The following is a 14,107-nucleotide window of genomic DNA, read 5'->3' as shown; positions in this document are numbered from 1 at the left end:
TTCACGCCCTCGGCGACGCAACGCACCGACGGATGCTTCGCGAACTCACGAGTGGCGAGCGAACGGTAGGCCAACTTGCGGACCCCTTCGCTATCTCGCGCGCGGCCACTTCGAAACATATCAAGGTCCTGGAGAACGCCGGGTTGATCCGTCGCAAGGTGCGCGGGCGCACCCGTCTCTCCAGCCTCCACCCCGGACCGCTTGCCAGCGTCCACCAGTGGTTGAGCTTCTACGAGCGCTTCTGGACTGACCGTCTGGATTTGCTCGAACGGCTCCTACGCAAGAAGGACGCGCGCGCAGCGTCTAGCCCCAAAATATCGCCTAACCCAAAAAAGGAGACGACCAATGACCGAACGTGCGACCCTGGACGCCTATGGCGTGCTGACCGAGCCTGCCACTTTAAAGATCCAGCGCCTTCTGCCCGGCCCCGTCGAGCGCGTCTGGGCCTATCTGACGCAGGGCGAACTGCGCCGCCAATGGCTGGCGGCCGGCCGGATGGAGATGAAAGTCGGCGCGCCCTTCGAGTTCGTCTGGCGAAATGACGAGCTTTCCAATCCGCCTGCTCAGCGGCCGACCGGCTTTCCCGAGGAGCACCGCATGCAAAGCCGGATCACGCAGCTTGATCCGCCCCACGAACTCTCTTTCACCTGGGAAGGCAGCGGCGACGTGTCCTTCTTGCTGGAACAGCGGGGTAACGAGGTGTTGCTCACCGTTATCCACCGCCGCCTGCCCGACCGCGAAACCCTGTTGAAGGTCGCAGCCGGCTGGCACATGCACCTCGACGTTCTGATTGCCCGCGCCACCGGCAAGGAGCCGACGCCATTCTGGGACGGCTGGAGCCGCCTCAAGCAGGAATACGACCGGCGGATGCCGGCCTAACAGAATGACATGGAGGTTGACATGCGCAAGTTGATCGCTGGAATGAAGATTTCTGTTGATGGGAAGATGGAGGGACCTGAGGGTACTGCGGATTGGGTAGAAGCGTGGTCGGAGGACTACGGCCTGATGCCGCAAGTGGATGCGTGCTTGCTTGGGGGAAGTATGTACCCCGGCTACGAGCAGTATTGGACCGCGATACAGAATGAACCGGCCAACCCCGTCTGGATCTCTGGCAGCGCGCCGTCGCCGGCCGAGATTGAATGGGCACGCTTCGCCGCGCGGACCCCGCACTATGTGCTGTCGAGCACCCTGACTTCCGCTGTCTGGTCGAAGACGAGATTCGTCCACAAGCTCGAAGAAATTGCTGCCCTCAAGCAGCAGCTCGGCAAGGACATTTATCTCGTTGGAGGTGCTCGAACTACGGCGAGCTTGATCGATGCCGGGCTGGTGGATGAACTCAGGCTTATTGTTTATCCGCTGGTCGCCGGTCAAGGAAAGGCGCTCTTTGCAACGGCGGAACGTCGTTGCGGCCTCGAACTCCGGAAGGTTCAGCAGCTTGCGGATGGGCGTGTGAGCTTGATTTATGGGATCAGCGGATAGTCCAGTTGGGTCGTGCTGCAGTGTCAGCGTCGGGTTGGACGTCGTTACTTCTTCAACTGCGGTTCGGTGTAGTGCTCCGTTCCGGTCGGAGCGTCGGACATGCAGTGACCGCGCAGGTCTAAGGCTATAAGCCGAACTCCTGCGCCAGTGGACTTTCGTACTGGTTTCTCTAGCACAGGTGGTTTTGTGACCACCCGTGGACGAACAATATTGACGGCGCCGCATCTATTCCCCGTTCGCGAACGTGCAGCCGCAATCCTGCACCGCCGGTCACATTGTGAGTTTGCATCTGCCTCCTTCTGCGTGTTGACTACAGTTCTCGAAGTCCGCTTTGGCCCTCCTAGGTGGGCATTGTTGGGGCCATGATGCGAGGGTCCAGAGGTTGCCCGCTGGATTGGTGGTCCGTGTCCTTACGCTACAAAGGGGATTGCGGGCCCCCATAACCCAACCTGTAACTGGCGGAACGCGCTGTCGGATCAGTAGTCGGGTTTACCGGCAGTTTACCGGCATCCGGACGCAATCAAAATGGTCCGCTGTCCCGGTGCAGACCAGTCGATAGAGAGATGTCTGTCGCACGGCACCTAATTGTAAATACGATGACCGTCGCCGAAGTACCTCCCGCGGCAAACACAACAACGTAATCGAGCATGCATTTTGAAAAAGGCACTGTCAGGCAAGCGCTTTTTCCTTCTCCATTTCGGCCATGTCTTGGAACCGGTCGGCAATGCGGGGATGAGCACGGCCATTGTCTGCAGCGCCAATGGCGATCAGGATTTCATCAGGCGCAGGCGCGTCGTTGATCTGAAACGTCGCCGTCAGGAAGTGCGAGCGCTTGCCAGTTTCGGTCTTATGGGTCATCGGCAGCGAAAGCAGTGAGCCCGGTGCATTTCTGGTATTGGTAAAGCTCAGATAGGTTGTGCCGTTCACGGCCTCTCGGAACATATTGCCGAAACGCAGGGTATGAATAAGAGCTGAGGCGTGCTCGATCTCGCCATTGACGCCGACAGCGGCCGCTTTGCCGTATGCTTCGACACGCTCGGCAGGCATTTGTGCTACGAGACGGCGGGTCATTTCGGCCCCGAGCCGGGGAGCCAACCGGAGAATTTCCGGGCGAAGATTCTCGACGAAGCCCTGGCCGGCCCACGGATTCTTCAGGACCGCGGCAACAACGACCATGGTGACTGGGCGATCAGCCTGGCGTCCGCCCTCAATCATGGTTTCCTCTATGAAGGAAGATATCTTTCTGATTTCAAGTGTCATGATTCCGTACTTTCGCTTTCGATCCAGCTGATAATTGGTGCGAAGCTAATGGCGCGGTAACAAAATTGTCTTCCTATGGACCCGAGTAAAAAGCGGCTGGCTTCCCCTAAGAAGCGGTGTAGCATTCACCGCCGCCAAATGACTTAGATTGTCACGTGACACGCGGGAGATTCAAACAAGTTGAATCACAAGGAACAGATATTATCGCTTCGCGATGCTGCCAGCCTGATCAATTCAGGTGGCGATCTGATCACTGTGCTGCGCCATCTGGTGCAGGCGGCTTGCCGCCATGCGAATTGGACAATGGGCTCGATCATGAGTATCGATGCTCCTCACGGCTATGCCTATGTCATGATCAGACATGATCCGACATTGCTGCAACGGGTTTTGAAAGATCGCTGGGAGTTGGCTACCAGCCCGTCATTGATCGCTTTAAAGCGCAATGAGCCCGTTTACATTCGCGACGCCCGCGTGTCTGAAGAGTTTCCGGGTTACCGCAAGGAAGCTTTCGAACGGGATTACCGCACTGTGCTGGTCATGCCCATGCAATGTGCCGATTCGGATGGACGGCCCATGGTCTTGAACGTGGTTTCCCGCGAAATCATGGATGTATCCGACGACGATTTGGCTTTTCTAGGCATGATTGTCCATCTAGGTGCCATAGCAATCGAGAAGCAGCATCGCCTGCGTGCAGAACGGCTCGCCGCAGAGCGTCTGCAGGCCGTATTGCACGCGCACACGTCGCTCTTGCAAGAAGTGCTCGCTGCCGGCTCGATACCCACATTGTCGGCTACAATCAGCGATCTTTTGCCCAATCCGGTTGTCGTTGTTGATTTCAACGCCAATCTGCTCGTGGCAGGCAAGTCACCTGATGAATCGCTTTTCACGCGCGAGGCCTGGCAGGACGCTGCTGTTACGACCTTGAACCGGCAATTGATGAAAGCCGCGCGCGATGCAGTCGATCAACCGCGCAACGAGCCGCAAACTCTGTTTCTCGATGACGGATCGAAACGCTTCCGGATCTCGGCAAAAATCGAACCATTGAGCGTGGATTCAGAGGCGGTGGGTGCGCTGATCATCTTCCCGACGGCGCAGGAATTCAGCGATCTTGATTTGCTGCTCCTGGACAGCGCGAAGTTTGCCTTGAGCGTTCAGATGATGCGCAGTTTTATTCGGTTTCGTTTTGAGACCCGGACCTTGACCGAACTCTTCCTGGAACTGGTCGAACACCGATGGAGGGATGCGAACGACATCCTTCAGCGGAGCCAAAGACTGGGTCTCAACCTCAGCTCACCCTCGCAGATAATCGTGGTGGACTTTCCCGAAAATGCGCGCAAGCTTGCCGGCAAATCCGTGGATCTGCACCACACTGTCTTGCGCCTCGTACAGCAAAGCTCAGTACAGGCAAATGTCCTCGCGATTGAAGGCGGACTTGTCTGCCTCATTCCATTCGAAGCGGGCAAGGGACAGGATCGGACGGCCAAGCTCATGGGCCGCATCGCGGAGGAAGTGAGACGACATCTGGATCAAGAGCCAATCGTCGTTTTAGGAAATCGCTGTTCGGCACTAACGGACTATCCGGAAAACTGGGAACGTTGCTGGAGAACGATCAAGATCGCGCGAGCGTTCGGGCGAAGTGGCGCACTGTCGGGGCAGGATTTTGGTCCCTTGCCAATGCTAGTTGCGGCGGCGGATGTTGGTGAGGTCAAGGGTTTTGTCGATGAGTGTATCGGCGCCATCGTTGAACACGACCGGACGCACGACACCCCATATCTGGAAACACTGACGGCCTTTCTGAATGAAGGATGCCGAAGCCAGGCCTGCGCAGATGCGATGGGACTTCATGTCACGACGCTGCGCTACCGGCTCTCGCGTATCCAGGAACTCTTTGGAATAGAAGTCGATACACCCGACCGGCGTTTTGCGGTTGAACTGGCAATCCGCCTACATGGTGTCATAGACAGCAGCCCTTTGCCGCAAAAATGAGGTACAAGGCGCACCACTAAGTCCTCCGCACCGGAGGAGCGTTTGGCCAAGCCTCTCCTCCTGATGAGAGGAAGAACACACGAAATTTAGCGCATAGCCTGCTTTCATGAAGACGAGAAAGCAGGAAGGTAACGCGTTCATGTTGGCGCCAGCACCTCACATCGAAACCGCCATCGATCCTATCGCTCTGCGCAGGGCATTCGGCACTTTCGTTACCGGCGTGACAATCATCACGACCGTTGACGCCGATGGCAATCCGCGCGGTATGACCGCAAATTCATTCACGTCGGTCTCGCTCGACCCACCGCTGCTGCTGGTCTGCGTCGGTAAAAGCGCATCGAGCTTTCCGGCTTTCAACGAAGCCAAATCCTTTGCCGTCAATTTGCTGCACGAAGGTCAGACGGAAGTGTCGGGCGTATTTGCGTCGAAGTCGGTCGACAAGTTCCAGTCGGTCAATCATGACCGAGTCCATACCGGCGCGCCGGTCCTGACCGACTGTCTGACATGGTTCGATTGTACCACGCATAATCGTATCGATGCCGGAGACCATGTCATCCTGATCGGTCAGGTGCAGGCCTTCGGTACCACTCCGTCGGCGCCTCTCGGATTTTGCCGTGGCCGGTACGCAAATGTAAAGGATCCACTACCCTCAGGCTGGCTGGCGTCCCACGGCATGGTCGTCGGCTACCTCATCGAAGCTGATGGAAACATTCTCCTCCGCGCGGACGGCAAAGGCGGCTGGGTTTTGCCCAGCGCCAAACGGCGCATCGCGGATAATGAATTGAAACTCGACGATGGTGGTGCCCTGACTCTGCTGCCAGAGAACACGTTCCTTTATTCTGTCTTCGACGTTGCCGACAGCGATCCTGGCTATCTTATCTATCGCGCGCGACTGTCGCACGATTCGATGGGCGTCGCCTTACCGCCTGATCTGAGATTCTTCTCCATCGACAACCTGCCCTACGACGCGGTTCCCACGCGGGAGGTCCGGGCGATGCTGCGCCGTTACCTGCGTGAGAGGCATGATGCGCGCTTTGGCATCTACATGGATTCCAGGGATGGAGGCCGTCTCGCGATGATCGATGGCGATGCGCAACCCTGGCTGCAAACGCCGCGCGAACAATCATAACAATCCGGGAAACATGCAATGCAAACAACAGTCAAGACACTTGAGGGCTCGCGCCAGAACCTGTTCATAGACGGTGCGTTCGTTGCGCCAAGCACCGGCTCCTATATTCCGAGTTACGATCCAACAAATGGACAAGCCTGGTACCAACTGGCCGATGCAAACGAAGCCGACGTCGACAAGGCGGTAAAAGCCGCACGGGCTGCCCTTGCCAATCCAGCTTGGCGCCGGATGACGCAGACCGATCGCGGCAAACTCGTGCGCCGTCTGGCGGAACTGGTCCTGGAGAACGCTGACCAACTCGCACTCATAGAGACGCGCGACAATGGCAAGCTGTTGAAGGAAATGCTGGCACAGATGCGCGCCATGCCGGATGCCTACACCTATTTTGCCGGCATGGCTGACAAGCTTCAGGGCGACACGATTCCTGTCAACAAACTCGACATGCTGAATTTCAACATGCGCGAACCACTCGGTGTCATCGCGATGATCACACCGTGGAATTCGCCGCTGATGCTGTTGACGGGGACACTCGCTCCGTGTCTCGCCATTGGCAATACGGTGGTGATCAAGCCGTCCGAACATGCTTCTGCTTCAACGCTCGCCTTGGCTGAATTGATCAAGGAAGCGGGTTTCCCGGCAGGGGTTGTCAATGTCATTACGGGCAATGGCGCAACCGCAGGCGAGGCGCTGACGCGTCACAAAGGCATCGCGAAGGTGGTCTTCACCGGGAGCACGAGCACCGGGCGGCGCATCGCCGGCAATGCTGCTGCAAACCTTGTGCCGTGCCAGATGGAACTCGGCGGAAAATCACCGCATGTTGTGTTCGGCGACGTCGATATCGAACGCGCTGTAAATGGTGTGGTTGCCGGCGTTTTTGCCGCTGCGGGCCAGACCTGTGTGGCCGGATCACGCTGTTTCGTTGAAGCCAATGTTTACGACCGGTTCGTAGAGGCACTGGTTGACCGCACACGCCGGATCAAGGTGGGGCACCCCCTGGACGATGACACGGACATTGGACCGCTCGCATTGGCCGCCCAATTGGACAAGGTCGAAGGCTATGTAGCGTCAGGCGCCCGGGATGGTGCCAAGATAGCCGCAGGAGGACGGCGGCCGCAATCGGACGCGCTGGCACGCGGCTGGTATTACGAGCCGACGGTGCTGAGCGAGGCACAAAACCACATGGGTTTCATGCGCGACGAGATTTTCGGACCCGTTGTCGGCGTCATGCCGTTTACGACCGAAGAGGAAATGATCAGGCTCGCCAACGATACGAACTACGGGCTGGCATCGGGCATCTGGACCCAGAACATCGACCGGGCCATGCGGTTCGCACGCAACATCGATGCCGGAACTGTATGGGTCAATACCTACCGCGCAGCGGCATACATGTCGTCCAACGGCGGCTTCAAGGAAAGCGGATATGGCAGGCGCGGCGGCTTCGACGTGATGCGGGAATTCTCGCGGTCAAAGAACGTGGTGATCGATTATTCGGGCGCGATGCAGGACCCGTTCGTGATCCGGTTACGCTGACACGGCGACTTGAACAAATAGATTAAGCCCGGGGAAGGGACAGGGATATGAAGTTTGCAGTTTCACTCAACATGGAGCGGTTTTCACCCGAAACACCTATGAAAGGGGTGCTGGGCAATATGCTCGATCTCGTCAAAATGGCCGATAGCGGTGGTTTTGAGACCCTTTGGACAGCGGAACATCACACGATCGAATGCACGGTCTCCCCGAACCCTTTTACCGTCCTTACCTGGCTGGCACAGCATACAGACCAGATCCGGCTCGGCACTGCGACACTCGTTGCGCCCTATTGGAGCCCGATCCGGCTCGCCGGTGAGGCGGCTCTTTGCGATCATCTTACGGGAGGGCGACTTGAGTTCGGCATTGCCCGGGGCGCTTACCAGTATGAATTCGACCGTATGGCGGGCGGCATCCCACAGCAGGAGGGTGTCGCATATATGAAGGAACTGGTGCCCGCCGTACAGAAACTTTGGGCTGGCGACTACGCCCATGATGGTCACTACTGGAAATTCCCGCTGGCAACGTCGGTGCCAAAGCCATTGCAGAAACCACATCCGCGCATCTGGGTGGCAGCACGCGATCCAGGAACCTTCGACTGGGCCGTCGCCAATGGCGCCAACATCCTGTCGACACCGCTTTCAGCGCCTGCAGCGGAGATCGCAGTTTTGGGCGAGAAGTTTCGCAAAGCGGTAGCAGACCACCCGAATGTCCCACGGCCTCGTTTCATGATGCAGCGCCGCACATGCGTTTATGACCGGCCCGAAGATTGGCAGGAAGCCGTTCAACACAGCATGGACTATGGCCGAACCTTCGAAAATCTGTTTCAGAATATCGGTACTGTGAACAACGGATTTCCGGAAGCTGTGTCCTTTGAAAGTGTGAAGGGTCGCGACAATTATAATCCGGAAAGCATCAGGAAGAACCTGATGTTCGGCACGCCTGATGAAGTGATTGAAAAGCTGCTCGACTATGAGGCAGCCGGTGTGGACCAATATTGCCTCGGCCTGTCGTTCAATCTGCCATTCGAGTTGCAGAAGAAGACGTTGCGATTGTTCGCAGATGAGGTCATGCCGTTCTTTGCGCAGCGTGAGCGGGACAATGCACGTGTTGCAGTGGCAGGCGAATAATATGGCCGAACCGCTCTATCACACGGTCGGAAATGTCACCTTGAATTACTGTATCGAGGGACGCGGACCAGAGCCTTTGGTGTGCATCCACGGTGTCGGCTCCTATCGCGAAGCCTGGGCCGACGTCGCCCAACGCCTTTCGCACGAATTCACAATCCTCACTTTTGATCTTCGCGGGCATGGACTGTCGAGCAAGATCAAGGGCCGCTATGATATCGACGACTTTGTCAGCGAAACGCTGGCGCTTGCGGATCACGTAGGCTTCCAGACCTTCCATCTTGCCGGTTTCTCATTGGGTGGTCTCATCGCCCAACGCCTTGCACTCACGCATCTTAATCGTATTCGCCGTCTGGTATTGTTGTCGACTGTTGCAGGACGAACGCCGGACGAACGACAACGCGTGCTGGCAAGGCTCGCAGCATTGCAGGCAGGTGAGCCTGGTTCGCATTATGACGCATCGCTATCCCGTTGGCTGACCGAAGATTTCCAGGCACACAATCCTGAGAAAATCGACACACTGCGGCAACGCAATGCCATGAACGATCCGGACTGCTACGCATCGGCCTATAGGGTGCTGGCGGAAACCGATTTTGGCGGACTGCTCGATCAGATACGTTGTCCGACATTAATCGCGACGGGTGAGGAGGATGCAGGCTCGAACCCGCGTATGGCGCAGTATATGCATGAGCGCATTCAGGGATCGCGTCTTCGGGTTTTGCCCGGCTTGCGGCATTCGATCCTCATCGAGGCTCCAGACCTCGTCGCCACCATGATGATGGATTTTCTGGCAGGGGAGGCACTGGTTCGCCATGGATAAGCAATTGCAGGAAAGAGGCGAAAGCATCCGGCGCAAAGTCCTCGGCGATGACTATGTCGACAGCGCCCTGAACAATGCGGATGATTTCTCGCGGCCTTTTCAAGATGTTCTGAATGAGTACTGCTGGGGCGAGTGCTGGAGCGACGAGGCGCTGGATCTCAAGCAGAAAAGCCTGCTCAACCTTGGCATGCTTGCAGCGCTCGGACGAATGCACGAGTTCGGCGTGCATTTTCGTGGTGCGATCCGCAACGGTCTCACCGATGCCGAACTGCGTGCTGCGTTGATTCAAATCGCTGTTTACTGTGGCATTCCCGCAGGCGTGGAATGTTTTCGTGTAGCCAGAACCATCCGGGATGCAATGGCGGCGGAGCAGAGCCGATGATCGTCGAGGAGCGGATCTATCGGATCAAATCAGGCAGGATGGCGCGCTATCTGCAGCTCGTGCGCGAGGAGGGGCTGGCAATCCAGCAACCAATTCTCGGCAATCTGATTGGCTATTTTACCACCGAGATCGGGCCGCTCAATCAGGTGGTGCATATGTGGGGTTATTCTGATTTCGAAGACCGGATGAGACGTCGAAAAATGCTCGCTGACAACCCGCAATGGCAGGAATTCATCCCGCGATTGACGGAGAATATCGAAAACCTGGAAAACAGGCTGCTCCTTCCAACCGACTTTTCGCCAATGAAGTAGAGGAGGTGCAGGAATGAAACATGCCACTGCGCGGTGGTTTTCCGGTTCTTATGAGGAACGACCGTCGCAATTCTCCTCTGCATCACCGGAAGACGGATCATGCGTTAAGCTCTTTAGTTTCGTTAGCAATCAGCGCCGCAGGTCCGGCAAGAGACCAGGCTCGAACAAGATGGGAACCGATCGTGACAGAATGTCTGAAGATTGAAAATCTGTACAAGATTTTTGCCAAATCGCCGCAACAGGCGATGCAGATGTTGGCGGCAGGCAGCAACAAGGAAGAAGTTCTGGCCAAGACCGGCGCGGTGGTCGGATTGAACAACGTTTCATTGTCTGTACCCGCAGGGGCCATTTACATGATCATGGGGCTTTCCGGTTCAGGAAAGTCGACGCTCGCCCGCTGTATCAATCGGCTGAATGAACCCAGTTCCGGAAAGATCCTTCTCGACGGCGAAGATATTGTCGGTCTCGATGAGGAACGATTGCGCGAGATTCGTCGCACCCGTATCTCGATGGTATTCCAGCATTTTGCATTGTTGCCAAATAAGCGCGTCATCGAGAATACGGAATTCGGGCTGAAGCTGCGCGGCGTGCCCCTGCAGGAAAGGCGCCGGCGCGCCGAAGAGGTGCTGAGTGTCGTTGGCCTTTCACGCTGGGCCTTTCATTTTCCACATGAGTTGAGTGGTGGCATGCGCCAACGCGTAGGGCTGGCGCGCGCTCTGGCTACCGATGCCGATGTCCTGATCATGGACGAGGCTTTCAGCGCGCTTGATCCTTTGATTCGAACTGAAATGCAGGACGAACTTCTGCGGCTCCAGCGCACGTTCAAAAAGACGATACTGTTTATCACCCACGACTTTCAGGAGGCGCTGAAGCTGGGCACGCGGATCGCGATCATGTCTGAAGGCGAACTGGTTCGCGAAGGTACGCCGCAGCAGATCGTTCTCGAACCCAAGAGTGACTATGTCGCGGCCTTCACGCGTGAAATTGACCGGTCGCGCCTTTTCGATGCGCGCTCCGTCATGACGGCGGCGCACGCCGTTACGCGCATGCAGGACGGGGGCGTCGCTGGTAAATTCCTGGTGTCAGGCGAGGCTGCATTTGTCGTGGATAGTGACGACCGAATTCTTGGAGCTCTCAGCGCTGTCGATCAGCTCAAGGCCAATTCCGGAACATCGCTCAATTCGCTCATCTCGAGCGACTATATTGCTGTTCCTGCCAGCGCAAAGCTTGTGGATGTCGCGCGCGTCTATCGAACAGGCCAGCCGATGGCCGTTATCGACGACAGCGGCAAACTGATCGGCACACTTGCCGCAGAACAAATTCTCTCACGGATCGCGGCAACGTCCAGCCCCCAACCATCCTCATTTGGTGACCAAAATGTTTGACGCTGACGACCTTTATATTTTCCCGGTAGACGTGTGGATTCAAGATGGCGTGCAGTGGCTTGCCCTCAACCTGCGCCCGATCTTCCTCGCTATCAAATGGCCGGTTGAAACCCTGTTGTCGTTTAACGACTATGTCCTCCATGAAATCCCGTTCCCCGTTTTCGTTATTCTCATTGCATTGCTGGCCTACCGCCTGGCGAGTGGAGGCATCGCCTTGTTCAGCGCCATTGCGCTCATAGCAATCGCATTCATGGGTGTCTGGTCGGAAGCGATGACGACCTTGTCACTGATTACAACCGCCATTCTCATATGCGCGATCATCGGCGTTCCTGTCGGCATCCTGTGTGCTCGCAGTGATTCCGTCTGGAACATTGTCAGGCCGGTGCTCGATGTGATGCAGACCACGCCCACATTCGTATATCTCGTGCCTGTGGTCATGCTGTTCGGTGTCGGCACTGTTCCGGGCGAAGTCGCCGTTGTCACGGCCGCTGCACCGCCGCTGATCCGGTTTACCAATATCGGCATTCGAATGGTCGAGAAGGAAATGGTGGAAGCGGGCCTGGCCTTTGGCGCCAACAACCGCCAACTGCTCTGGGAAATCCAGCTGCCGCTTGCAATTCCGACCATTCTCGGTGGCCTCAACCAGACGGTATTGACCGCGATGGTCATGTCGGTGGTGGTGGCGATGATCGGTGCGGAAGGCTTGGGTCTTGTGGTGCTACAGGGGCTCGGCCGGTTGGATGTCGGCCGCGCGGCGGTCGGTGGCATCGCCATTGTTCTGCTCGCCATGATGCTGGATCGAATTACACAGAAGATGGCCCAACCGAAAGACCAAAAGGCGAAATCGCTTTTGCGAAATCTCCTCGGGCTCTTGCAAATCGGAGGCGTAGGGGAGCCGCTCTCGACGCCACCCGGACGGCCGGCTGCCTGATAGAACGCGCAGAAATAAACGGATTTGAGCCGTGGCTGGCAGCCGGGGAGGTGAAAGCTGCGTGGTCAATAGCGGTGAAAAACAATGAAGAAACAATCCAGAAGGAGAACGCATATGAAATTAAATCTGAAAACAATCGTGCAAGCGACTGCGACGCTGGCATTGGCAGGGTTGATCACGCAAGCGCAGGTCGCCATGGCACAAGATCTGCCTGGCACCGGAAAAACGATCCGCTTTGCCCAATCGGATAGCCTGGGTGCAAATTATGTAACCGCCCAGATCGCCATGAGCGCTCTCAAGGAGCTTGGCTACAAGGTCAAGCTGAGTACCATCAACACAACGCTGTTTTTTCAGGCGGCGGCTCAAGGGGATCTCGATGTTGCTGCTGACATCAACTTTCCGCAACGTGAGCCCGGCTACCGCAAGGTTGAAAAACAGGCGATGGTTATTGGCGATGGCATGATCCAGGAAGGCGGCATCAATGGCTATCTCATCGACAAGAAGACAGCCGATGCCTACAATATCACCTCACTTGAGCAGATGAAGGATCCGAAGATCGCGGCTCTGTTTGGACCGAAAGGCAAGGCCGACCTCATCAATTGCGACCCAGGCTGGAGTTGCGGTGACGTCGTTGATTATCAGCTGGACAAATTCGGCCTGAAGGGGACGATTAATTCAGTTCGGGGCAAGTATGAAGCGCTCATGGTCGAGGCTGTCGCTCGGGTCAAACGTGGTGAACCCGCCTTTTTCTATGCCTGGAGCCCTTCCTGGGTAAACAATGCGCTGGTTCCAGGTAAAGATGTCGTGTGGCTGCCGACACCTTTCGATGCACTACCGCCTTCCGTTCCAAACAACGGATCTGCTCTGGTCAAAGGTGTTAGCGGATGTGCCGGCGCGGCTGATCCCTGCAGGATGGCAATGGCTTCATGGAACTGGCGATCGGTTGCCAATCGCGAATTCATCGCCGCCAACCCGGTGGTCAAGGTGCTTCTCGAAGAGATGAAGTTTCCGCTCTCGACATGGTCTGAATGGGAGCACACCATCAACGAGAAAGGTGGCAGCAACAGTCAGATTGACAAACTGGCTGAGGCATGGATGACAAAGAACAAGAGCCAGTTCGAAAAGTGGGTCGCTGCTGCCAAAGTGGCGTCGTAGTCGAGGACTGAATCGGGTTGATGATGGCCTGATCGGCAACGATCAGGCCATAATCAGCTGACCATGCCCGAAGGGGCTGATTGCATTAGGCTCTTTGAAATCCAGAATTCGGTATCGTTTGGTTCAGTTGCATATCAGGCCATTCGCATCAGCAGCTTTCAAAGGATGGATGTGGCAACGGCTTGCAGGCAAAAAGTTTGGGACCGTTCGAGCCGATGGATAGGTCGTCGGTGTATCGTTTGCGCTATCGTTGATGTTGCCTGTGGTCGGCAGCCGGCTGAACTAGCGACTCAACTGCTTGAGCAAATCGTCGACTTTTTCTTGAGCGTCAACAGGAAGCTTGATGCAGTCGCCTTTGTCTATGTCCAGTTTGACCGTGCCATTTTTAGGCCACTATCCATTTCGGACACGTCTGTCGTCTTAAAGGTTCAAATGGCGTTTCCAAAATGGACGAGGGATCATTCCATTGCTTCGGGGGCGTGGCGTTCGCTTTGTTCAAGCGCCATGAACAGCGTTGCTGAGCTCGATCCAGGCGGGAGCATGGTCGCTCGCCTTGTCCCACCCGCGAACGTGCCGATCGACGTCAGTGGCAAGGAGTCGATCACTCAGTGCAGG

Annotated in this window: 13 protein-coding genes and 2 pseudogenes; 13 read left to right on the top strand and 2 right to left on the bottom strand. The window is 56.6% G+C overall.

The window, feature by feature from the left end; genetic code table 11:
* The 3 genes and pseudogenes from AAAC48_RS10085 to AAAC48_RS10075 form a co-directional block, all read left to right on the top strand.
* A pseudogene (locus AAAC48_RS10085) lies at positions 1–290 on the top strand (metalloregulator ArsR/SmtB family transcription factor); the annotation flags it as partial.
* A gap of 55 nt (positions 291–345) precedes the next feature.
* Entirely contained in the window at positions 346–879 is a 534-nt protein-coding gene (locus tag AAAC48_RS10080) for an SRPBCC family protein (protein ID WP_340654051.1), read from the top strand.
* 21 nt (positions 880–900) lie between these two features.
* The gene (locus AAAC48_RS10075) at positions 901–1,479 is read left to right on the top strand and encodes a dihydrofolate reductase family protein (RefSeq protein ID WP_340654050.1); all 579 of its coding nucleotides are present in this window, start codon (positions 901–903) and stop codon (positions 1,477–1,479) included.
* 669 nt (positions 1,480–2,148) lie between these two features.
* On the opposite strand, the gene AAAC48_RS10070 is transcribed toward AAAC48_RS10075, so the two are convergent.
* Positions 2,149–2,739, bottom strand: coding sequence for an amino acid synthesis family protein (locus tag AAAC48_RS10070; protein WP_340654049.1), 591 nt, complete (start codon positions 2,737–2,739; stop codon positions 2,149–2,151).
* Positions 2,740–2,919: 180 nt separating this feature from the next.
* On the opposite strand from AAAC48_RS10070, the gene AAAC48_RS10065 reads away from it, so the two are divergent.
* The 10 genes from AAAC48_RS10065 to proX all read left to right on the top strand — a co-directional run bounded on the left by AAAC48_RS10065 (position 2,920) and on the right by proX (position 13,492).
* Positions 2,920–4,725 (top strand): helix-turn-helix domain-containing protein, encoded by a 1,806-nt coding sequence (locus AAAC48_RS10065; protein WP_340654048.1) that lies wholly within the window; start codon positions 2,920–2,922, stop codon positions 4,723–4,725.
* A 139-nt stretch (positions 4,726–4,864) separates the two neighbouring features.
* Positions 4,865–5,854 carry a flavin reductase gene (locus AAAC48_RS10060; protein ID WP_340654052.1) on the top strand — a complete coding sequence of 330 codons (990 nt, stop codon included), beginning with the start codon at positions 4,865–4,867 and terminating at the stop codon, positions 5,852–5,854.
* 18 nt (positions 5,855–5,872) lie between these two features.
* Positions 5,873–7,384, top strand: coding sequence for an aldehyde dehydrogenase (locus tag AAAC48_RS10055; protein WP_340654047.1), 1,512 nt, complete (start codon positions 5,873–5,875; stop codon positions 7,382–7,384).
* A gap of 47 nt (positions 7,385–7,431) precedes the next feature.
* Positions 7,432–8,511 (top strand): LLM class flavin-dependent oxidoreductase, encoded by a 1,080-nt coding sequence (locus AAAC48_RS10050; protein ID WP_340654046.1) that lies wholly within the window; start codon positions 7,432–7,434, stop codon positions 8,509–8,511.
* A 1-nt stretch (position 8,512) separates the two neighbouring features.
* The gene (locus AAAC48_RS10045; protein ID WP_340654045.1) at positions 8,513–9,328 is read left to right on the top strand and encodes an alpha/beta hydrolase; all 816 of its coding nucleotides are present in this window, start codon (positions 8,513–8,515) and stop codon (positions 9,326–9,328) included.
* Positions 9,321–9,710 carry a carboxymuconolactone decarboxylase family protein gene (locus AAAC48_RS10040; RefSeq protein ID WP_340654044.1) on the top strand — a complete coding sequence of 130 codons (390 nt, stop codon included), beginning with the start codon at positions 9,321–9,323 and terminating at the stop codon, positions 9,708–9,710. The genes AAAC48_RS10045 and AAAC48_RS10040 overlap by 8 nt, the downstream gene beginning before the upstream one ends.
* Entirely contained in the window at positions 9,707–10,021 is a 315-nt protein-coding gene (locus AAAC48_RS10035) for an NIPSNAP family protein (RefSeq protein ID WP_340654043.1), read from the top strand. Before AAAC48_RS10040 ends, AAAC48_RS10035 begins: the two co-directional genes overlap by 4 nt.
* Before the next feature lie 182 nt (positions 10,022–10,203).
* On the top strand, positions 10,204–11,406 hold the full coding sequence (locus tag AAAC48_RS10030) for a glycine betaine/L-proline ABC transporter ATP-binding protein (protein ID WP_340654042.1): 1,203 nt from the start codon (positions 10,204–10,206) through the stop codon (positions 11,404–11,406).
* Positions 11,399–12,337, top strand: coding sequence for a proline/glycine betaine ABC transporter permease (locus AAAC48_RS10025; RefSeq protein ID WP_340654041.1), 939 nt, complete (start codon positions 11,399–11,401; stop codon positions 12,335–12,337). Before AAAC48_RS10030 ends, AAAC48_RS10025 begins: the two co-directional genes overlap by 8 nt.
* Positions 12,338–12,451: 114 nt before the next feature.
* Positions 12,452–13,492: a glycine betaine/L-proline ABC transporter substrate-binding protein ProX gene (gene proX / locus AAAC48_RS10020; RefSeq protein WP_340654040.1), complete on the top strand. Its 1,041-nt coding sequence runs from the start codon at positions 12,452–12,454 to the stop codon at positions 13,490–13,492.
* A gap of 495 nt (positions 13,493–13,987) precedes the next feature.
* Here the strand turns inward: proX and AAAC48_RS10015 are convergent.
* Positions 13,988–14,107: pseudogene (locus tag AAAC48_RS10015) on the bottom strand (exodeoxyribonuclease III); the annotation flags it as partial.

It is taken from the genome of Phyllobacterium sp., from assembly GCF_037994405.1.
Classification (GTDB): domain Bacteria; phylum Pseudomonadota; class Alphaproteobacteria; order Rhizobiales; family Rhizobiaceae; genus Phyllobacterium.
This window is presented reverse-complemented; position numbering and strand designations above follow the sequence as displayed.